Origin of the sequence: Leptothoe spongobia TAU-MAC 1115 (assembly GCF_018739885.1) — a bacterium.
Taxonomy (GTDB): Bacteria; Cyanobacteriota; Cyanobacteriia; order Phormidesmidales; family Phormidesmidaceae; genus Leptothoe; species Leptothoe spongobia.
The window spans coordinates 28,551-50,068 of record NZ_JADOES010000040.1 but is presented as its reverse complement, the minus strand read 5'-3'; the positions used below and the strand labels follow the sequence as shown (position 1 = coordinate 50,068).

Annotated in this window: 14 protein-coding genes; 10 read left to right on the top strand and 4 right to left on the bottom strand. The window is 44.3% G+C overall.

Going from position 1 to position 21,518, the window contains the following annotated elements:
- Nucleotides 1-128: 128 nt before the first annotated feature.
- From IXB50_RS17500 to IXB50_RS17485, 4 genes are all read right to left on the bottom strand, one after another.
- On the bottom strand, nt 129-1,715 hold the full coding sequence (locus IXB50_RS17500) for a hybrid sensor histidine kinase/response regulator (protein ID WP_215610281.1): 1,587 nt from the start codon (nt 1,713-1,715) through the stop codon (nt 129-131).
- A 330-nt stretch (nt 1,716-2,045) separates the two neighbouring features.
- Nucleotides 2,046-2,513: a response regulator gene (locus tag IXB50_RS17495; RefSeq protein ID WP_215610280.1), complete on the bottom strand. Its 468-nt coding sequence runs from the start codon at nt 2,511-2,513 to the stop codon at nt 2,046-2,048.
- A gap of 36 nt (nt 2,514-2,549) precedes the next feature.
- On the bottom strand, nt 2,550-4,841 hold the full coding sequence (locus IXB50_RS17490) for an ATP-binding protein (RefSeq protein WP_215610279.1): 2,292 nt from the start codon (nt 4,839-4,841) through the stop codon (nt 2,550-2,552).
- A gap of 837 nt (nt 4,842-5,678) precedes the next feature.
- Nucleotides 5,679-6,272: a LabA-like NYN domain-containing protein gene (locus tag IXB50_RS17485; RefSeq protein ID WP_215610278.1), complete on the bottom strand. Its 594-nt coding sequence runs from the start codon at nt 6,270-6,272 to the stop codon at nt 5,679-5,681.
- A 1,673-nt stretch (nt 6,273-7,945) separates the two neighbouring features.
- On the opposite strand from IXB50_RS17485, the gene IXB50_RS17480 reads away from it, so the two are divergent.
- From IXB50_RS17480 to IXB50_RS17435, 10 genes are all read left to right on the top strand, one after another.
- Nucleotides 7,946-9,157, top strand: a complete 1,212-nt coding sequence (locus tag IXB50_RS17480) for a glycosyltransferase (protein WP_215610277.1) — start codon at nt 7,946-7,948, stop codon at nt 9,155-9,157.
- Between the two features lie 53 nt (nt 9,158-9,210).
- Complete coding sequence (locus IXB50_RS17475; RefSeq protein ID WP_215610276.1) at nt 9,211-10,416, top strand: glycosyltransferase family 4 protein; 1,206 nt, start codon at nt 9,211-9,213, stop codon at nt 10,414-10,416.
- Between the two features lie 146 nt (nt 10,417-10,562).
- Nucleotides 10,563-12,230 (top strand): alkaline phosphatase family protein, encoded by a 1,668-nt coding sequence (locus IXB50_RS17470; protein ID WP_215610275.1) that lies wholly within the window; start codon nt 10,563-10,565, stop codon nt 12,228-12,230.
- 81 nt (nt 12,231-12,311) lie between these two features.
- Nucleotides 12,312-14,522: a GumC family protein gene (locus tag IXB50_RS17465; protein ID WP_215610274.1), complete on the top strand. Its 2,211-nt coding sequence runs from the start codon at nt 12,312-12,314 to the stop codon at nt 14,520-14,522.
- A 58-nt stretch (nt 14,523-14,580) separates the two neighbouring features.
- A complete protein-coding gene (locus IXB50_RS17460) occupies nt 14,581-15,609 on the top strand; it encodes a polysaccharide biosynthesis/export family protein (protein ID WP_215610273.1) in 1,029 nt (342 codons plus the stop codon).
- 54 nt (nt 15,610-15,663) lie between these two features.
- Complete coding sequence (locus IXB50_RS17455; RefSeq protein ID WP_215610272.1) at nt 15,664-16,653, top strand: glycosyltransferase family 2 protein; 990 nt, start codon at nt 15,664-15,666, stop codon at nt 16,651-16,653.
- A 58-nt stretch (nt 16,654-16,711) separates the two neighbouring features.
- Nucleotides 16,712-18,163, top strand: a complete 1,452-nt coding sequence (locus IXB50_RS17450) for an O-antigen ligase family protein (RefSeq protein WP_215610271.1) — start codon at nt 16,712-16,714, stop codon at nt 18,161-18,163.
- Nucleotides 18,156-19,154, top strand: coding sequence for a glycosyltransferase family 2 protein (locus tag IXB50_RS17445; protein ID WP_215610270.1), 999 nt, complete (start codon nt 18,156-18,158; stop codon nt 19,152-19,154). Before IXB50_RS17450 ends, IXB50_RS17445 begins: the two co-directional genes overlap by 8 nt.
- 20 nt (nt 19,155-19,174) lie before the next feature.
- Nucleotides 19,175-20,602 carry an oligosaccharide flippase family protein gene (locus IXB50_RS17440; protein ID WP_215610269.1) on the top strand — a complete coding sequence of 476 codons (1,428 nt, stop codon included), beginning with the start codon at nt 19,175-19,177 and terminating at the stop codon, nt 20,600-20,602.
- Nucleotides 20,603-20,664: 62 nt separating this feature from the next.
- Nucleotides 20,665-21,492 (top strand): sulfotransferase family 2 domain-containing protein, encoded by an 828-nt coding sequence (locus tag IXB50_RS17435; RefSeq protein ID WP_215610268.1) that lies wholly within the window; start codon nt 20,665-20,667, stop codon nt 21,490-21,492.
- The last annotated feature ends 26 nt before the right edge of the window (nt 21,493-21,518 follow it).

Here is a 21,518-nt window from a genome sequence, read left to right as displayed (position 1 = left end):
AAAAATAAGCCGCATGTCTCTACAGCTCGTTTACTTGCACAAAATAGAAAGCCTAAAAAATCACCTTGAAAGGGCTGCCTTTTAGACCGCGAGAATCGTCTCATAGAGGGCTCGTCGCTATGAGACGATTACGGCTGCACCTGCGGTTGTTTTGGTAGATCGACAATGGCAGTGGTGCCATAGTTTTCTTCACTCTCTAAGCGGATGCTGCCTTGGTGCAGATCAATGCAAGCTTTGGTAATAGAGAGACCTAGACCAATACCTTGAATATTGTCCACATTACTGGCGCGACTAAAGGACTGAAATAAATTCGGTATGTCCTCTTGGGGAATGCCAATACCAAAATCTTTAACCGAGAGGATGATTTTTGTCGTTTCGCCCAAAAGATGTATTTCAATCTGCCCACCATCGGGAGAAAATTTAATGGCATTGGATAACAGATTATCGATAGCCAGTCGAAGCATACCCTGGTCACCCCAGAAACCTTGAGTTTTGCCCGCTATTTGGAAGATTAGCTGATGTTCTGGGGTATTTTCTCGATATTCTTCTACAATATCAGCGATAAATTGCAGAATATTCATAGGAGCTGGTTCAAACCGAGCCTGGTCCAGTTCGCATTGATGCATGACCAGCATATTGTCCACTAGTCGGGTCATGTGTCTGGCCTTTTCCTGGATCATGGTTAGAAATCGGGCCTGCTTTGAGGGCTCTAGACGCTGACCATGACGGTCTAGGGTAGAGGCTGCACCGAGGATAACGGCCAGGGGTGATCGGTATTCATGGGAAACGGTGGCGAGGATTTGGGATTTGAAATGGCTCAGTTCCTGGGCTTTTTCTAAGGCTGATTGGGTTTGGGATAGTAGTTCGGCTTGTTGGATTGCGATCGCAAGCTGTACGGCTAGTTCATTCAGAAGACTATGTTCTTCTGGGTGCCAGGCCGTAATCTTAGAACATTGGTGAGCCACCAGGTAACCCCAGGTATAGCTTTGAGACGACTGGGGTGAATGAATCAAGATGGGCGCAGTCAGCTCTCGATAGTCATCCTTTTGAGGCGACTCGCCATTGGCTGTAGGGTGGGCCAGGATTTCACCCGAATTGAGTGTTCGTGATTCACAGCAGCGAGTACCCAATTCGGCCTTAATTTTAGGAGACGAATCCTGGGTATCCCCTTGATAAACGGCCACATGATCACATTCTAAAAGCTGCTGGACTTCAGCCACCGTTGTATCCAGAATCTGGCTTAGATCGAGAGACTGTCGAATCCGCAAGGCCGTTGTCGCAATTAAGCGCTGTTGCTCACGGGTTTTATGCAACGCCACATGGAGATGGGATTGCTGGATCACGCTCCTCACCGTACGCTGCAAGACCTCTGGCTGCAGGTGCTGCTTGCCCAGATAGTCCTGTACCCCCTGCTTCATGGCCCGTACAGCTAGCTCCTCATTCCCCTGCCCCGTCAGCATAATGATGGGATATTGCACCTTATGCTGATGTTTTTGCAGCTGCCCTAAAAATTCCAACCCCGTCATATCGGGCATATAAAAATCCAGCAGCACCACATCAAATTGCTGCTTCAAAAAAAGCTCAAGGCCCACTTCTGCCAGGGACGCTTCGCAAAATTCATAGGTATTATGAGGATCGCTAGAAAGGTACTCGCGATAGACCTCTCGATCCTCTGCACAATCATCAACAATGAGCAATGTGTGAGCCGCAGCCATGGAAGGTGATGAGCATCTTCCTCACCAGGGTGACATTAAACTTTAAATTGTTAATAAAATATAAAAATCAATATACAAAATCGATAAGTGCTTCCATTAGATACTTTCAGAAACACTCTACTACTATCGGTGTGCCTCAGCCAAAAATGCCTAAAAAGCCTTATACCTTAGCCACTTTAAAGTTATCCAAACAATTACAAAGATGGCAGGATAGAATCCACCGCACAATGATTTCACTAGGAAACCACTCATAAAACAAATAAACATTCTCCACAAAAATACGATTGATTACGGACTTTTTTAAACCTGATTTCTACTTTTCAATCCATCCTAATGAAATCCAGTTAGCTCAACCCAATCGGGTGGAGTATTGGTATATAGCCAGTAATCTACAAATGCTTGAATTGCCTTCTCAAATCTCTCTGTACCAACCGGCTTGATCAGATAACCATTGGCCCCCTTGCTGTAGCAGAGCTTGATATCTCTAGGATCAGAATTGGTAGTAAAAATAACGATGGGAATTTCACGAAACTCATCATCTTGCTTAAGCCGCTCTAACACTTCTCTACCATCGATTCCAGGTAGATTTAAGTCCAGCAAAATCATCGAGGGAAGGGGGTCCTTTTTAGTCCCTACCTCACCCTGATTGCGATACAAAAAATCTAACGCTTTATCCCCAGTTGTACAGCGATAAATGGGGTTGGTAACCGCTAGATCTTCCATGAAGATCTGCAGGACTTCAAAATCTTCATCACTGTCTTCAACGACTAGTAAAGTAGCTTTATTGTTATCGAGCATAAACTTAAGAAAGAATTAATTTTTTACCAGAGTTTATTACTTTTCTTCACAGTTTAGCACGAAGTAAAATGTTGTTCCTTCACCATAGTTAGACTCTAGCCAGATTTGTCCGCCATGGCGTTCAATAATTTTCTTGGCAATGGTGAGCCCCACCCCTGTACCACCACCATAGCTATCGCGTTCGTGGAGACGCTTAAAGAGGCGAAATACATTTTGAAAATGCCGTTTTCGAATACCAATGCCATCATCCTTAACGTAGAGGGCACAGGTATGAGCTGGAAGTCCCCCGTCTTCTCGCTGCCATTCGTCAGCGGTTAAGTAGCCAACTTCAATCTTTGGCTGGGGTTTATTGGTGTACTTGAGAGCGTTACTTAGAAGATTGCTCAAGACTTCTGTAATGAGGGCTGGATCAGCGTTGACCGTGGGTAACGGTCTTGGTAGTAGCACGTTTAGTGATGGTGCTGTATCGGCTTGGCTTGCCTCCAATCCATCAATAACATTCGTTATAAGGTCATTTAGGTCTGTTGACTGATAATGCAACTCAGCTTGCCCTAGTCGTGAAAATCTCAGTAGCGCATCAATTAACCTATCCATCCGTTCAGACAGTTTGACTAATGTTCGCAGCTTCTTAATAGCGGACTCATCTAAATTCTGGCTATAGCGCTTCAAAATAATATTTGAAAAGTTAGTGATGCCTCTCAGAGGCTCCTTCAGGTCATGGGAGGCAGCATAGGCAAACGAATCGAGTTCTCGATTGCTACGCTCTAGTTCGAGGTTAATTTGTGCTAACTCATCAGCCTTATTGAGCACAATGCCAACAATGGCATTTTTTAAGGCTAGGGCACTGGAGATCTCGACAGGTTTCCAGGGCAAGGCTGTCGCTTGTACCGTCTCCTGCCACTGTTGAAAGGAGTTGCGAGGACAGAGGAAGACATCGCCATCCTCTGTCTTATGGATACCATTGTCTGGGTTGCCAGCCCAGTTGACCGTCTGCAGCACCTCAGGACGAAACCAGAGGATCAGATAACGGCGCAGCTGAGAGATTTTTAACCCCATGACCCCACTAGCAATGGTCTGGAAATTAGCGCCAGCGGGGTAATCCTTGGATAAGCAGTTGGTGTGAAAAATTTCTGTGACCTTGTCTGCCATTGACCAGTCAATCAAGGCTTGCACATCTGCCAAAGCAGGTGTATCACCGATTAACGTAATGTCTTGATCTAGACAGACGGCTGCACCTTTAGCATTCACCATATCCAGCAGGCGTGGTTCTGGATGAATCAGGGCTTGCTTAAAGTCTTGAGCAGCGGCAATAGATTCTATAAAATCCGTCTGAATTGCTTTGAGGCTGTTGAGATAGTTCAGTTCATTTTGATTGACTTTACCGGCCAGTTCTGCCGCAATAAACTGTCCCAACACTGCGCAGGCTGACCTGACAGCGTAGGGAAGGTATTTTTTCGTCGGATGGTGACATGAGAGCAGTCCCCAAAGCTGATTATTTCTAACCAGGGAAATTACCAGTAATGCAGTCACCTCCATGTTTTGGTGATATTCAATGCAGCAGGGGTCTACGCCTCTCAGCATAGAGTGCCTCAAATCTGGCGGGGTTTCTGCAAGGCCAGAGACCTCTGCTGTAAGCAGGTTGACGGGTGAAGCCGTTAAATCAGGGATGTATCGGACGACACCCTGTTGGTACAGCTGTCGCACCAGACTGGGGATATCGGTGGCCGGATAATGTAGCCCCAAGTAAGACACTGCGTCAGATGGTTTGACTTCAGCTACGACCGAGCCCGCCTGGGTATGATCAAACTGATAGACCATAACTCGGTCGTAGCCAGTAAATGCTTGTATTTCCTGAACGGAGGCCTGGAGAAAATCGTTAATATCATCTATTTGGCGTAAGCGACCAATGGCCCGTTGCACATTATTTTGCAGAGACGTCAGCTGAATCACTGTCTGTAAACCCGCAGGCTCAAGCTCCAAAATGATGGACTCGTTTATCCGATGGATTTGCCCATCAAAGTGTTTGATGGCATCGGATATCGGCAACGAAATAGGAATATAGACAGGTTGCTCTGTGCAGGCCTCCAAATTATGTTGGAGCTGAGCCGTTGACTCCAGGATGTCTAGTAACGACTTACCTAACAATGATTGAAGGCTGATGCCGAGATGCAAGTCGGCATTTTCACTAACCTGGGTGATCATAAAGTCAGACTCAGTTAATACCATCAACACACCATGGGGTTGAGTTACACCAATGAGATGGACAGGAAAGGTGTCATGGGTTTGCTGGAGTCTCCCTGAACTATGTAGGGAATCAGACTGTCTCATTCTGGCGGGGTATTAAATAGGGCAGGACTATACGAAACAACTTATTATATTTTCCTTCTGCTACGAGTATTACAAAAAGTTAAGAGGATCTGAAATTCTCTTAACATTACCAAGGTTATTAGTTATAAGTATGTACAAATCTCTGGCTAAAGTGTTTGGTCCTAGGCGTTAGACAGAGCGTTTGATCGTGCTCATCGTCAAGCTTGATCACATTCGAAGAGTATTTTTCCTTAATTTATTATTTCTATTGTGTTGCAAATATATGGGAAATTACCCTGTTTGTTGAGATTCAGGAATTCTATTGATGGTTTGGAAAGCAAAGAAAATGATTTCCCAGGGCCATTGGCCAGTCAAGGCTATGGTTGTCTTTTTGGCAGGTCTTGTTTTACTCCCTATGGGACTATATTGCTTCATTATGTGGAAGCTTTATAGTTTTGCCATCATAGGTGTTTGAAGTTTGTTTTACGATCGCAATTAACGACTCTGAACGCTAGCAATTTCACGAATTAGGTGACTGCGACTGGTCATATAAACCTTGTCCACGTCCAGAACGGTCGTTTTACCGTGGGAGAAACTACAGGTTTCAACTTGGACGTGGTTTAAGCCTGCATTTCAGTCATATCGCCATGGCTAAGATGGACATTGTCGATAACCATTGTCCTTAGTTTTCTGCTGTCACCAGAAACAAACCAAGGGGCAGCAATGCCACCATTTTGATACAGTTTTAGACTGCCAGACAATATAAAACTGCTAAAAGCAATAGCAATTAGAGCTTTCTGGCAGGAAGAAAGACTCTAATTGCTGCATAGATTACCTCAGGCTTGATTAGCTATAACTCTAAGCTGCGTTGAACCGAGAACGCTTGTAAGTGATTTGGCGTTTTGCGATCGCATCCTTCAAGCTAGCAAAATCAATAGCACTGTCTGCTTCATTTAAAAGGCGCTCACTGGTAATCGACTGAAGGCTCACGAGTTCCGTTCTTGTACTGGAATGAACAAAGTGTTGAAGCAACCGAGCAAAGCGACCATCTCCAGTCACCAAAATCACCGTGTCACAAAACGTCGCCTGCTCAATCATATCTGCGGTTATCTCCACACAAAAGTCAACCGATCTTTGAGGTTTGACCATATCAGAGTTCTCTTTGGGCGTGATCTCCTTGGTGATTACTCGATAGCCATTACGTTTCATCCAAAGAAGAAAGCCTTGCTGCTTCATATTTTTCGGGTCTACACCTGTATAGAAATAGGCTCGTAGCAACTGCCCATGCGGAACTAACTGAGAAACCAGCTTACTGTAATCGATCTCGATACCCAGTGTGGACGCAGCATAGAAAACATGGGCAGCGTCAATAAAAACAGACACCCTACCTTGCTCTTGACCAGTGGAATAGAGAGATAACTCGTTAAACATGGCTTTATTGTCAGTTCGCATCGTAGAAAGAATCCTCCACTGAAATGTTAGAAAGGAGAGATTCGAGGAATTCTTTTGAGTAGCTATGACGGTTTAGCGAATTGACTTGTAGCAAGCAATTTGCGAAATCAGATATGTCAAAAATTCAAGAGAAAGCTTTAGGTAAGCTAAAGGCTTTAAGTAAGCTAAAGGCTTTAAATAAGCTAACGACTCTCAATTGAAGTACAAATGAATTTTCGAAAACTCTCAAAGGCAGTTGATTGCAAAAACTCCGCCAAGCCACAACAAGACCTGACCAGAACAGCAAAGCTAGAACTATTATATTTTAATATTACCCCAAAATCTTAAGATTTGCTTTATATTTTAATATTTAGCATTTACAAAAGCTGAAATCCTAGGCTCTTGGTCCTTTTGAAGAACGATGACAGGCTCTCAAAAGGGAGTAGAAGATTCTGTAAAGCCCCTGTGATCAGAGGGTTAGAGTTTAGCTAATGAGTTGATGGATCCGCTGCTAATAATGTCATTGGTCGGCTTAAGGTTCTCGTTACATGCAGATTATGGCCTTTAGAGCCCTCCACTGCGCCAGACAGCCACCAGCCTGGATAAGTGGTCACTAATTCTGCCACCCAGAGGCGTTTATCATGAATGCCTTCAGGGATTGCATGGTCATTATCCATGTGTTTGTAGCCAACCAGCTTGTTTGACCAGGGCCTTGGCCAACAGTGGGAGCGTCCCACCCTGGCTATTCTAGGGAACCGCATTCATCGAAAAAGGTATTTAAACTCTCCATTGGGTATCAATAGACCATACATTTTTGGATATAAATACCGATGTTTATTTGACCGATTTAGTTTTTTTGAAGCTCTAGTAAATTGCTTGCTGTAATCATCACCTATGCAAAATTGGCAGGCATACATATCAATTTATTTTGATATGTATGCCTGCTTAGCCCTTCAACTTATGACGAATTCTATCCAATATGAATAACTCCAGAAGGGTGGGAGAGATAAAAAATTGAACAGACATATTCAACCTTTATATCTGCCATGATCAACACAGATTTTTTCCAACTTACTAGTCCTTACCTTTGCACTAGTAGAGTGGGAGGATAAGACTTAAGTGCCCCTGAAAAATAGGTACAGCCTTCTCCTCAGAAGGCATTTAGCGATATTTAATCAGAATCCCTGGCTCTATGTTTAAACGATGGAGTCGATTTTATGAAACTCCATTTCCTTTGAGACCTGCACTAATAGATAGCAAATGACTCCATCGCTATCTAAGTAGAGTCAGTCGACTGAAGTGGGGAATAAGCTCTATCAGAAGTAGCTATATAAAGTTTGCCTGAGGGTGATGATGCTTTCTTTAAAGACTTAATTGAGCTTTACTAGAAATTCAAATAGTTAAGGAGTCCATCAGGACGATTTGTATGAAGTTCCTCTGAGGACAGCTATTCTTTCTTTAAAGAGTTACTCCACAGCAACCCCCTACATATTGAGTCTGTTAATAATGATACGTAATAATGCTAGTTAAGCCGTGAATGGCATCATCTATCTACAGACGCCCTATGGAGTGAACCGCTTCAGTTTTGAAAGGTTCGCCCATCATGTCTTGCAATTAGATTTTTGGGATGCATAACGGCTTGTGTATAAGAAAAGGCACCAAGCTTTTTTCAGACAATTCAAAGTGCATTTACCATGAGAAAGCCCGTACTGACCATCTTTTACCAATACAATCCTTGGCAATCAACCATTGGAGGCATCCAATCTTTAATCAATACGTTTATTAAATTTGCGCCAGATACATTTTCAATTCGCCTTGTAGGCACAGGTGCTGACAATGGTCAAGTAGTAGGGCAGTGGCATGAGTCTGAATTATTGGGGCGTCCAATACAGTTTTTTCCGCTATTTACACTCTTAGATGACAATGTGCGCAAATTAGTTCCCACAACTGTTCGATATACTGCTGCATTACTCAGCAAAACGCTGCAATCGGACTTTATGCACTTTCATCGGATTGAACCCACATTGGCAGCGCGGGGATGGCTTGGGGATAAAACACTATTTGTCCATAATGACATTCCTCAGCAGATGAGTTCTGCTAAAGGGGCAAAAACAATTCTCTGGCAACAGTTTCCTCAGCTCTATTTTTGGCTAGAGCGACAGTTAATGGAGCAGTTTGATCAGGTCCTTTCTTGTAATTCAGCTTCTACCAAGTTTTACCAGCAAAATTATCCATCCATGGTGAACCGCATCATGGATGTTAGAAACGCAGTCGATACTAGTTGCTTTAAGCCACTGGCTCCCGGCCCCTACCAACAGGCAAAACAACAACTTTTGGACCGCCTTCGTCTGAAACCTAGTACACGACTGTTGCTATTTGCTGGACGACTCCATCCGCAGAAAGATCCGCTACTGTTGTTACGCGCGTTGGCTGCAACTCCTCCCGAAAGTGATATTCATCTGTTAGTTGCGGGCGATGGAGATCTCAAGTCAGAAGTTGAGCAGGCTATTGAGCAGCACAATATATCCTCACGAGTCACTCTTTTAGGAGCTGTCCCCAAAGAAGAGATGGTGACTCTCTATCAAGTTTCGGATGTATTTGTATTAAGTAGTCGCTATGAAGGATTGCCAATTGCTATGCTGGAGTCACTGGCCTGTGGCACACCTGTTGTTACTACAGATTGTGGCCAAGGCCCAAGCTTGCTTACATCTGAAAGTGGTTTGGTGGTTTCCCAAAGAGAGCCTCAATCTCTAGCGCAAGCACTCGTCACTGTTGTAGATAACCCTCAAAGATTTACCCCAGAGGCTTGTATGCAAGCAGTCTCTCCCCACAGTGCTCAGCATGTAGTCGAGCCGATTTACAATAGTATGCTACAGCGCTGGCATGTTTCTCAGGCAAATAGTTGACGCTTTTCAATTTTTCTCTGTTATTCCCTATCAAGCGCCATTGTGTTACTTCTATGAAAATTGCAGTTGTCGGTGTGAAGGAGCTGCCCCCCCATCAAGGTGGCATTGAGCGAGCTTGTGCAGAACTCTACCCAAGAATGGTACAACAAGGCCATAGTGTAGATTTATATGCCAGAGCGTCTTCTACAAAACTTGGCTGGTTTGAACAAAGTGAATTTCAAGGTGTACGGGTCATCTCAATGCCAGCTTTTGGTAAACGGGGTGTAGATGCCCTTGTAAGCTCGGCCTTAGGTAGCTTGGTTTCCAGCTATGGATATGATGTTGTCCATTTCCACGCCCTCGGCCCAGCAATGTTTTCCATTATTCCATATGTAGTCTCGCCTAGAACTAAAATTGTTGTCACTTGTCATGGCCTAGATTGGCAAAGGGCAAAATGGGGAAGTTTTGCAAAAACCTTGCTTCAGTTTGGAGAGAGATCCGCCGTGCGCTGTGCTGATGAAATGATTGTTGTCTCTCAAGCATTGTGTAGCTATTTTGAACAAACATATCAGCGTCCTACCCATTATGTACCCAACGCATCTGCCCCCTATGCGTACTCTGATCCCTCCTTCCAATTTGGGCAATCCTTAGGCTTGTCTAAACAGAAATATATAGTTTTCCTAGGTCGTTTGGTGCCTGAAAAATCGCCTGATCTTCTTATCCAGGCATTTCAACAACTGCGACCTGCTGGATGGAAGCTAGCACTAGTGGGTGGCACCAGTGATACATCAGCCTACACTCAAAATATTCGTACCTTAGCAAACGATGATCCCGAAGTCGTTTTTACCGGAGAACTGCGTGGGGAGAAACTAGCAGAAGTCATGCGGGGAGCAGGACTCTTTGTTTTGCCATCATATGTAGAAGGCATGCCCCTAGCCATGTTGGAAGCAATGATGGAGGGTATCCCCGTGCTTGCCAGTGATATTGCCCCTCATCAACAGCTACTTGACAAAGAGCGTGGTTTACTATTTGAGACTGGTAGTATTGATGACTGTGCTCAACAGTTAAATTGGGCAGTGCAGCATCCTACTGAGCTGCAAAAAATAGCAAAAGGCGCACAGGACTATGCCCAGTTGAACCATAGCTGGGAGAGAATTACGTCTGAAACGTTAGGCATTTATGATCAGTCGTTGCTGGTGCCCTCAATAGCTGAAGCTCAAGAACGAATGAAAGGTGTTCCCGAACGGATAGCAAACGTTTCTGAACGGCTTGCATCATAGTCAGAGAGTTTTTTATGAAAACTATGTTCAGTCTAAATTGCAAAGATTGTTAGTAAGTTTGGTCAATAAAGTTGTCGATTGATTTATCTAACAGTTTGTTCTAACTACCTCATTACACCCTATCTCGATTACCTGGAAGTGAAATCATGAAGAAGCCTGTTATTGCTATTGGTCTGGATGCCACTGAGCCCGCTCTATTAGAAGGGTGGATTAGTACTGGTAAACTTAAAAATTTAGCCAAGTTATTAGAAACAGGATCATATCAGCGTCTACAAAACATAGGATATTATCGGGCCGAGACTCCTTGGACCACGTTTCTAACTGGCTGTACTCCTCAAACAACCGGCTACTGGGGGCCAGTAAAATATCACGCATCTACCTATGATGTAGAAAAGGTGGGTGCATACAAATTTGAAGGGCTCTCTCCCTTCTATGCACTTGATGACCAAAAGGTGGCCGTCTTTGATATGCCACAAACGACTCTAGTGGATGGCCTAAATGGGGTTCAGGTTCTCGCTTGGGGCGCTCACTCGCCTCAAGTCGCTCGCGGTTCTCAACCGGCTTCACTATTTGAGACTTTAACAAAACAGTTTGGTGAGCATCCTGCATTTGGCCGAGACCATGCCAATATTTATAGCCGTAGTTCAATTGCTACGTTGCAACAACGCTTGGAAATAGGTATTGATCGTCGAGGTCAGATCTGCAGCCATTTCCTCAAGAATGATGAATGGGATTTACTGCTGACGGTATTTGGGGAAGCCCATGCGGCAGGCCACTATATGTGGCACCTTAATGAGTCTTCTCATCCGCTTTACCCAGATCAGGTGACTAAAGGTAAAAACTCCTTACTGTCAGTATTTCAAGCAATTGATACGGCCATTGGTGAAATTGTAGAGGCTGCCCCCAAAGACTCCACAGTGGTTGTATTTTCAGCCCATGGTATGCAGAACAACAATTTAGATGTAACCAGCACATTTTTCTTAGCTGAGCTACTTTATCGTTGGAATTTTCCTGGCAAGATTGGTTTTTCACATAATCCCAATCAAAAGGTGCAGGAGCCTATTAAGGGTATGCGGGCAAGACGACGCTGGTATCAGCAAATTTGGGCTCAAAAGCATGATAAGAATCCATTGACTCGCTTTTTACGAGCTCAAATGCCGACCAAAGCTCATCGTATCTTTGATCAGTTTAGACGTTTGTTGGGCTATAAAAACACATCTGATTTTGTGTCTCCTTATACTTTGCAGAATACAGGTGGAGACTTTGATTGGCAATCAGCGACCTGGTATAAGCCAGCCTGGTCTCGGATGAAGGCATTTGCCTTACCTAGTTTCTCTGAGGGGTATGTTCGTATCAACCTCAAGGGGCGTGATGCTGAGGGCATTGTTGAGCCTGAAGATTATGATGCGGTTTGCGATGAGGTGATTGCAGAACTCAAAGCATTAGTTGATAGTCGAAGCGGACAGCCAGTTGTGCAAGAAGTCATTAAAACTCGTACTCACGCAATGCAATCAGATGATGGGTTGCCTGATGCCGATTTAGTCGTGATGTGGAATGAAGAATACTTGACGGATATTATTCAGAGTCCCTCCTTTGGTACTATTGGTCCAGTTCCCTATCAACGAACCGGTAGTCACACTCCCAATGGCTTCCTATTGATCAATGGCCCTGACCATGAATCCAAAAAATCATCATCAGTCGCTAGTGCACTTGATTTAGCACCGACAATTTTAGATTTGATGGGAGTCTCCATCCCAGACTATTTTGAGGGTAATAGTCTGGTTTCTAAAGCTAAGGTAACCACACCTGTCTAGTAGTAAGGCAACAGTTTTTCGCAGTTGAAATTATATTGTCCCTGATTCTCACTCTAGTTATTTGTCATCGGAACTAGCACCATGGTTAAAACCTTAGTAAGTTTAAAGACGGTATTAAAACGTCGTGGTTGGCTTGCCTTACCAATAGTTACATCCGCCATGGGCGCAGCATTGCTGTATTTGTTGGTTACACCACCAACATATCGAGCCTCAAGCCAAATTATTGTCAATGACAAGGACACGAGTGTATCTGATTTAGGTCAAGGATTGACTAAAATCGGGACTAATGCGCCTGGTATTGCAGATCCGATTGCTACGCAATCGGAGCTCATTCGTTCTCAGAGCGTCCTTAAGAAAGCATTATTTGCCTTTAAAGATGGGCCAGAGGATCTGCCGTCTACCAAGGGGTTGCGTAAAGCAGTCGATGTTGAAATTTTGCCAGCTACAAACATCTTGCGTGTAACTGTTGAGCATCAGGATCCTGAGTTGACGGCGAGGTTGGCGAATGAGATCGCTAATGCAACTGTTTCTGAAAATATTGCAGCCATTCAGCAAGAAGCAAAAGTAGTTCGTGAATTTTTGGAAGTCAAGATTCCCCAGCAGAAACTTCGTCTTCGGGAGGCTGAAGATGCTGAAGGGCGATATAGACAGATTAGTGGCATTGTTGCGTTAGAATCACAGACCCAACAACTTGTCAATCGCCAGGCTGGGCTAGAGACAGAGAGATCTCAGATTTTGTCGCAGTTAGAGTCAACTGTGACTGAAAATCAACAACTTCAAGCTCTTACTGAAACCCCTGCGCCAGAGGCTGCTTACAATGATGTGCGAGTTGGCCAAAACCAGGAACTACAAACACTGGAGCAAGAAATAACCGCTTTAAATGTGACCATGGCCGATGAAGCAACCCGCTTAGGAGAACAGCATCCTGACTGGCTAGCTCTCTTAGAGAAGCGTCAGTCTCTTGAAGGGCTCTATCAAGCCAAATTGGAAAGCTTATCGACAAGCGCCGATCCACGGAGTGCCGATGCCCCCCTTAGCCAAGATTTGCTAGGCCAATACATCAACAGTAATATCAGGCAGCAAAGTTTAGCGAGTCAACTGTCTGTGATAGACAGTGAGCTTGCTGATATTTCTGTTCAATTGCTAGATTTGCCAATTCAGCAACAGCCCCTTGCTAGCTTGATTAGAGCGCGTGAACAAGCGGCAAAAACGCTAGAGTCTATGCAAAGTAAATTAAGTGAGGCCACACTTGCGGAAGCTCAGCTAGTTAGTAACGTAAGGATCATTGGTGAAGCGGAAATTCCTAAAAATCCTGTTGCACCTAAACCGGCAGTAGTTCTGCTGTTGGCTCTGATATCGGGTGCGGCTTTATCAGTTGCATTAGCCGCTGTCCTAGAAGGTCTTGACTCCACTCTACGTACACCTGAGGAGGTGGAGAGTGAACTCAAGCTACCTGTTATTGGTATGTTGCCAAAGCTTTCCCACAGATATGATGCCCATCGCCTTAATTTATTTTTAGCTATACCAGAACAAGTAGAACCCTATCGGGCACTACTTAAGGCATTATCGGCCCAACAGTATTCTTTAGGGAACGGCAAAACTTTGAGTAATGGTAATGGTAATGCCGTAGTTCCTAAAATAGCAACGCATGGACAAACAATTGTTGTCACTAGTCCATTTATTCAAGACAGTAAGTCATCGGTTGCACTACATTTAGCGGCTACAGCAGCGATGTTATCGAAAAAAACGTTGCTGATTGATGCTGATTTTTGGGCTTCTTCTAAAGATTCTTTGCTTCAGAGCCTAGATTATCCAGGTTTGACAGCAGCTCTCGAAGATCCGACTCAGCTATCATCTATAGCTCAAGCTACAGATGTTGGTAATTTGTTTGTGTTACCCCATAAATATCCTGTAAACCTTCCAGGAGCTGTTGTAGAAAGTCAAGCTATGCAATCCCTGATTGCAGCAGCATCCTCACAATATGACGTTGTCATTATCGACACGGCTCCCTCGACTAAGTTTACAGATGCTAGCACCCTAAGCCGATATTCAGATGGTCTTTTACTGGTGCTTCGATCAGGTGTTTCACAACATGAAGCATCGGCCAGTACTGCATTAGAACTAAGGAGAGGAGGTACTCATATCCTGGGTGTTGCCCTGGATAATGTATCTTCCGGCACACGTAGAATGTCTCGTAACTTTGACAGTGAGCATTTACATTTAATCGAATATAGCAATGCAGCTGTCAGTGCAGATGAATCCAGAAACAGACACCTTGAAAAGATTTCCTAGGGAATTTATTTCTATTCTGGTCATATTTATTCGATAAAGCATTTTTCTGATTACCACTATGAAACGTATCTGTTTTCCCACGGTTTTATGGTCAATTTTGGCCAGCATCATTGTTATGCCGGTTCAAGCTCAGTCAGCGGAGACAGAGGTGGTTCCTGCTGTCCAGGCGACTACCCCGGAAAGCGCTAAGGCAAATAGTCGTGCGGTAGCGCTTAAGGTAGGAGATCGATTGAACATAACGGTTATTGACTTTCCAGACCTGTCTGGCGAGCATGTAATTACGGCTGATGGCACGATTCAAATGCCACTGGTCGGTGATGTCTCGATTATTGGTCTGACACCGTCTCAAGTTGCTCCATTTCTCAATGAGTTATTGCTTCCTTATGTTCGTCGGCCTCAAGTCGTTGTCTCAGTTATGGGGTTTAGCCCTCTACGCATCAGCGTTACTGGAGCCGTTGTACAGCCTGGACCACGACTACTGAGTACAGACCAGATAGATGCCGATGGCAAAGTAACTTTGAGTGAGACCTTGGTGATGGCGGGCGGTATTACCCCCGAAGCTGATCTGAGGAATATTACTATTCGTCGCCCGACTAATACTGTCTTGGGGCAGGAAAATATCAGCGTTAATTTGTGGGAAGTTATTCAAAGTGGTGAGTTATCTGCTGATCCAGAAGTTCTGGATGGAGATGAAGTCATTGTGCCTCAATCTGAATCCACCACAGTTGATCAAAGAATGTTGTTAGCATCGACGGTGGCCCCAGAACAGATCATTATCCATGTTGCTGGAGAAGTTTCTCGTCCAGGACAAATCAATATTACGCCTAGTGCAGATGTGAGTGCTGCCGTTGCTGCCGCTGGTGGTCTAACAGTAGATGCCGATGCGGATGAAGTTGCCCTGTTTCGGATGGAGCCCAATGGACAGCTAGCCCAACAGGACTTTGCTTTTGGTGAAGCATCGACGACATTGATGCATGGTGATTTGATTGTGGTTAAAGCGTCTAACCGTGGTGGTGTTGGTGATACATTCGACTTTATTGGACGATTGTTAAATCCCCTTGGTGCACTGTTTAGAATCCTCGACTGATATCTTGGGTTTAGCTTAAACCTCTTCTATATTTCTGTTATATATTCATCTACTATGCCTGCTCGCAAACCACCTAGAGTGTCTGTCGTTATTCCAGCCTATAATGCCATGGCCTATCTGCCTGAGGCCATTGAAAGCGTTTTGGCTCAAACGTTCGCTGACTATGATGTCGTGATCGTAGATGATGGCAGTAATGACAACATCCAGACTTGGGTCACGACAATTAAAGACCCACGAGTGCGTTTGGTTTCTCAGGCAAATAGGGGATTAGCAGGGGCTCGAAATACGGGTATTCGAGAATCAGATGGTGATTACATTGCCTTTTTAGATGCTGATGACCGTTGGCATCCAACCAAGTTGGAAAAGCAGGTGACCTTGATGGAGGCCTCTACCAATATAGGTGTGGTCTATACCTGGATGACATTGGTCAATCAAACGGGTGAACCGACCGGACGCTTTGTCAACAACTGTGTCGAAGGCAATGTCTGGGAAAGCTTGATTTTGAGTAACTGTGTGGGATCTGGAAGCAATCCCATGGTTAGACGAACTTGTTTTGAACAGGTAGGAGATTTTGATGAAAATCTAGGTTCCTATATGGAAGATCGTGATATGTGGTTACGTATTGCGCCTTATTACGAGTTTGCGGTGGTGAAAGAGTCTTTGGTTGATTACCGTCAGCATCCCAGTAGTGCATCTAAAAACTGGGTAGCGATGGCTCGCAGTGCCAGGATTATTTTGGATAAAGCAGTTGATATGGCCCCTAGCTATATTTCTGATGAGGTCAAATGTGATCTGATCAAGCGGTCTTGGGCAAGAATTAATTTGTCTTTAGCTTGGAAACCACTGCAAAGTCTAGAAAAAGATTATCAAACGTCTCAACGATTTATGGGTGAAGCGATCGCAAACGATCCGACGCTCAGATTTTCACGGGAGTTTTTGCGCCTGAACTTAACCTTGCTGACAATGCGTTGTTTAGGGACTAATACCTATACCCGCCTTCTAAGTAGACTGCATACTTTACGAGGTCAGATTCTATCGCTGTAGTGACTCAGTTAGGGAATAACACTGGGCTAGTTAACTACAGTTTCAACCAGGGGATGAGATGACTTTCAAGTATTCAACATTATCGGTCACAAGTTATATCGTCGTTCTTGGCGGTGTTGTATTGGCAGCTCTGATGGGCTGGGGAGCTGGCATTAGCTTTGCTATTCCCTTAGTTATGGCCATTGCATTGCTTGGGCTTTTAATGTTAGGTATTAAATTTGAATATACGGTTTTAGGACTGTTATGTTTTCGCAGTGCCATTGATATTTTTTCTGAGCAGCAGCTACCCGCTATCTTTGCCGTTGGCTTAGATCTCTTGGCCATGTCCTATATCGCCCTATTACTAGCTACCAGACAAAAGATTCATACCAATCGCTTCTTCTGGTTTTTTGCAAGTTGGGTTCTTTTCCAAGGATTATGGGTAGGGTTACTTCCCATGGGGGGATTAGGCATGGGGACGGGCCATACAATGACCGCCCTACGCGAGTGGATACGTCTATTTTCTTGGTTGATGGTCTACCTTCTGGTTATGCAGCTCCAGGATAAGGTTCATCCCAAGACAGTGGTAAAGGGTTTGTTATTTAGTTTGATTCTTCCCCTGTTCGCAGCTTTACTCCAGATATGTTTGCCAGCGTCTGCATTACCCACCTTTTTGGCACCTCGTGGCATGGCATTTACAGCTCTAGAGAATGCCTCCCGTGTGAATGGAACGTTAGGACATCCTAATACTTTAGTTACTTTCTTAGTCTTGTTTTTAGGTGTGCTCTATTGGCAGATGACCCAGGCAAAGCGTTCTTGGCCATGGTTGATTCCCATGGGAATAGTCGTGTTTTTTATCGTAGCCACTAAAGCCTTAGTCGGTTTGGTAATGACGGGAATATTAATCATTGCGGTCATAATTCCTCGCATTACTGTCTCAAAGTTTATTGGTGCCACTATACTGATGGCGATGATTGTTGCATTGTTTGGCAGTACAGAATTTGGACGAGAGCGATTATTATTGTTTGCTACGCTGCCATTTTTTAATGATGATTTAGATCTATCACGGGCAATTTTGCTGCGCGGTCTAACCTCCAATAGCTTTTATTGGCGATTAGAACAGTGGACATTGTTATTGGATGCTTGGCAACAAGAATACTGGCTAGGATATGGCTTAGGTGCATCAAAGTTTCTGACTCACTTTAGAAGTGAACCTCACAACGACTATGTGCGAGCGCTGGTAGAGGGAGGGGTTGTCGGCATTATCTCATATTTAACCTTCTTAGGAGGGATAGCGATTCATCTGATTCAGACGTGTCGTTCCCATTTGTCGACTCGTGTCCAGGTCGATCTGGCACTTATGTTGTTGGCAACTCTCATTGCCATGATGGTTGGCATGTTGACAGAAAATATCTGGAGTCATACGGTGCTTTTCTTTTATTGGTTTACTCTGATTGCTCTGTGCAGTTGGGATTGGCGGAAACCAGAGCGATTGGAACATCAACCACAGGGTGAAAATTCTTATGTCTAATGTAATGCCTAAGGTTTCAGTAATTATTGCGGCCTACAACTCGATGCACTATTTGCCGCAAACATTGGATAGTGTTCTAGCTCAAACATTCCAGGATTTCGAAATCATTATCGTGGATGATGGCAGCAGCGATCATATTAAAACCTGGGCAACAAGTTTGACCCAGCCTAATATTAAATTTTTCTCCCAAGCAAATGCAGGTAGTGCCGCCGCTCGTAACACAGCCCTATCCCATGCAACCGGTGCCTACATTGCCTTTCTTGATGCTGATGATCTTTGGGATAAGCGGAAGTTAGAAACCCATGTACAGGCGTTAGACAACAACCCAAAGGTGGGTTTGGTTTATTCTTGGGTTGCCACGATGGATGAATATGATCGCCCCCAGGGAAAGATTTGCAAAAATTCTGAATCGGGTGATGTACTACCCCGTCTAATCGAGCACGACATCATTGAATGTGGGAGCAACCCGATGATTCGTCGTGAGTGTTTTACTCAAGTAGGGGAGTTTGACACTCGTTTTCCCTACGCACAAACCTGGGAAATGTGGCTACGCATTGCCATGGCTTATCCATTTTACTGTGTGCAAGAACCACTAGTGCGATATCGTTTTCATCCGGGTAATACCTCTAAAAAGTGGCAAAAAATGGAAGCAAACTACCATGCCATTATTGAAAAGGTGTTTGCGATCGCACCCCAACATTACCAACCCCTAAAAGGTCGTAGCTATGGTTTTGCCTACCTACGAATTGCATGGAAAACATTACAAAACCTAGATGGTGACTGCCAACCCGCTCGGCAGTTTCGTAAACAAGCACTTACCCACTGTCCTAAGCTGAGGTTTTCTAGTCAGTGTGTGCGTCTAAGCATCGCCATCATCATGGTGCAGCTATTTGGTCTGGACGGCTATAGCCAGCTACGCACCAATCTCCATCACCTCAAAAACCATTTAACCCAGCTACCCAAGTTCTTTTCCGTTTCTGCTTCTAGCTAGGCTAGTCGTCTCTTATTGGCATGAGCCCACAACCATCTCTAAAGAGTAAGGTTCTCAAAGGGAGCTTTTACTTAACCTTAAGACAGCTTCTAGCCTCAGGGTTCTCCCTAGTCAGCACCTTAGTCATTGCCCGTATGCTGGGCCCAGAGAGCTATGGTATTGTTTCCGCAGCTCTCGGCATCTTTTATTTTCTACGTTGGACAAGTCGATTTGGATTAGGGGCCTATCTTGTTCGCAAACCTGACTTCACCCCAAAAGATGCCGAACAAATTCTTGCGTTTTACAATACCTGTGGCGTTTTACTATGCCTTGGGATTGCCCTAGCCGCACCACTGTTTGGATGGTGGGTAGGTCGCCATGAGATCACTAAAATCCTGTGGGTACTCACCCCAGCCATCTGGCTAGACATGGTATCCATTGTCTCTAGCAGTCTTTTAAACCGAGCATTACGCTTTGACCAAATTAGCTTAGTAGAAGCCATTGCACAGACCGCCAACTATATACTTTCGGTCATCTTAGTGCTGTCTTACCATAGCTATTGGGGACCCATTTGTGGCACATTACTACAGTTTCTCATCGCAGCTATATTAGCTAGACGCTTTTATCCCGTACATTGGACCTTCCGCTGGCAACGGCACTATATGAAGCCAGCTATCGCCTATGGGTTTAGCTATAACTGCTCAAACTGGTTATTTAACCTTCGAAGTCTGACAGTACCATTGTTTGTCGGACGCTTAGTCGGCATTGAAGCCGTGGGGATTATCAATATTGCCGTACGCATGGTAGCGCAACTAATGTTGCTGCGAGGGGTGTTGAAGCGAATGTCGATTAGTGTAATGGCCAAGCTTACAAACGATAAGCCAGCCACTCGACGCGCCCTTACCAAGGGAATGATGTATCAAGCCCTAATGATGGGTTTAGTATGCAGTGGATTTGCCAGTTGTGCCTCTTGGTTGATTCCTACTGTTTTTGGAGACAAGTGGCTCTTAAGTGCCCAAATGTTTCCCTTGATTGGCATAGCAACGTTAGTCGGAGCGATTTTTGACTTACACACAGCCGTACTCTATGCAGTTGATCGCAACCATGTAGTCAGCTGGTCGAATTTAGCATACATAGCACTGCTATGGCCCAGTTGCTTATTGTTAACCCCAATATTTGGCGTATGGGGATATGCCATATCAGAAATTCTGGCTCTTCCCACTTACTACCTAGTACACCGCGCCATCAGCAAACAGTTTGGCTCACCTGAGTATCATTTAGTGTTTGGTTTTGTATTAGCATCTATTCCGCCTTGTTTAGCAAGTATCTGGTTCCCTCTGAGCATCAACTTTGGAGTATTTCTCCTCAGTTATGGAATACTATTCTTAATTAGTTCTGGGGCAAGGAAACTGTTATTAGAGCTATGGGCTATTATTGCCGGACGATTTACCAAAAAACAAGTTGCCTAATACAGGCAAAACTACTGAGCAAAGAGATTTAATCTTATGATTTACAACTTAGTTCTAGAACAATGCTGAAAGAAATTAGCTTTGAACTTCGCTCACGAACACATAATATTTTCTCCAGCCCATTAGCCGACAAAATTGTTTATATACATATCCCCAAATGTGGCGGAGTCTCCATTAGCAAAGCCCTCAAAGGCTGCTATGTCAATTGGGATGTGCGCGACAAGGCAGTCTATAACCTGGATTCTGTCGCCACTCTAAAGGTAGCCGAACAAATTGAAAATAAATCCCTTTATACTCAGCACCCCACCGTTACAGGTCTGCGCGAAAATCTGTTGATGTATGCCATGGCTCAACAGGATATTCGTTTTATCAATGGGCATTTTATGTTCAGCAACTTAGCCTATAACATGTCTGGGCATGATTTCCATTTCGTTACCATGCTAAGAAATCCGGTGGACAAGTGGATTTCCGCATATTTTTATAATCGACACAAATCCTATGGAAACTCTAAAACAGATTTACCCCTAGAGGAGTATCTTGACTCTCCAGCCGCTTATCGCAGTGGGCAATCTTGTGTCCGTTTTTTATACGGAAAACAGATCGACGATCAAGATAGCGTCTCAACAGAACAGCTTTTAGAGAACGCCAAGAAAAACCTTCATTGCTTTAAGCTTGTAGGTGCTATCGAACACCTTGACACCTTTTTAGAACAGTTTTCCCATACCTTTGGAAGGCGCTTAGATATTGGCACATGGAATAGAAACCCTAAATCTAAGTCTCATCAAAGGTCACTGATAACGCCACAAGTTTATGCACGAATTGAAGACCTTTGCCAACCCGATACAGATCTATACAACTATGCAATAGACAATCTTATCCTCAAGCACTAGTAGTTGATAAGCTGTCGATTACGTTG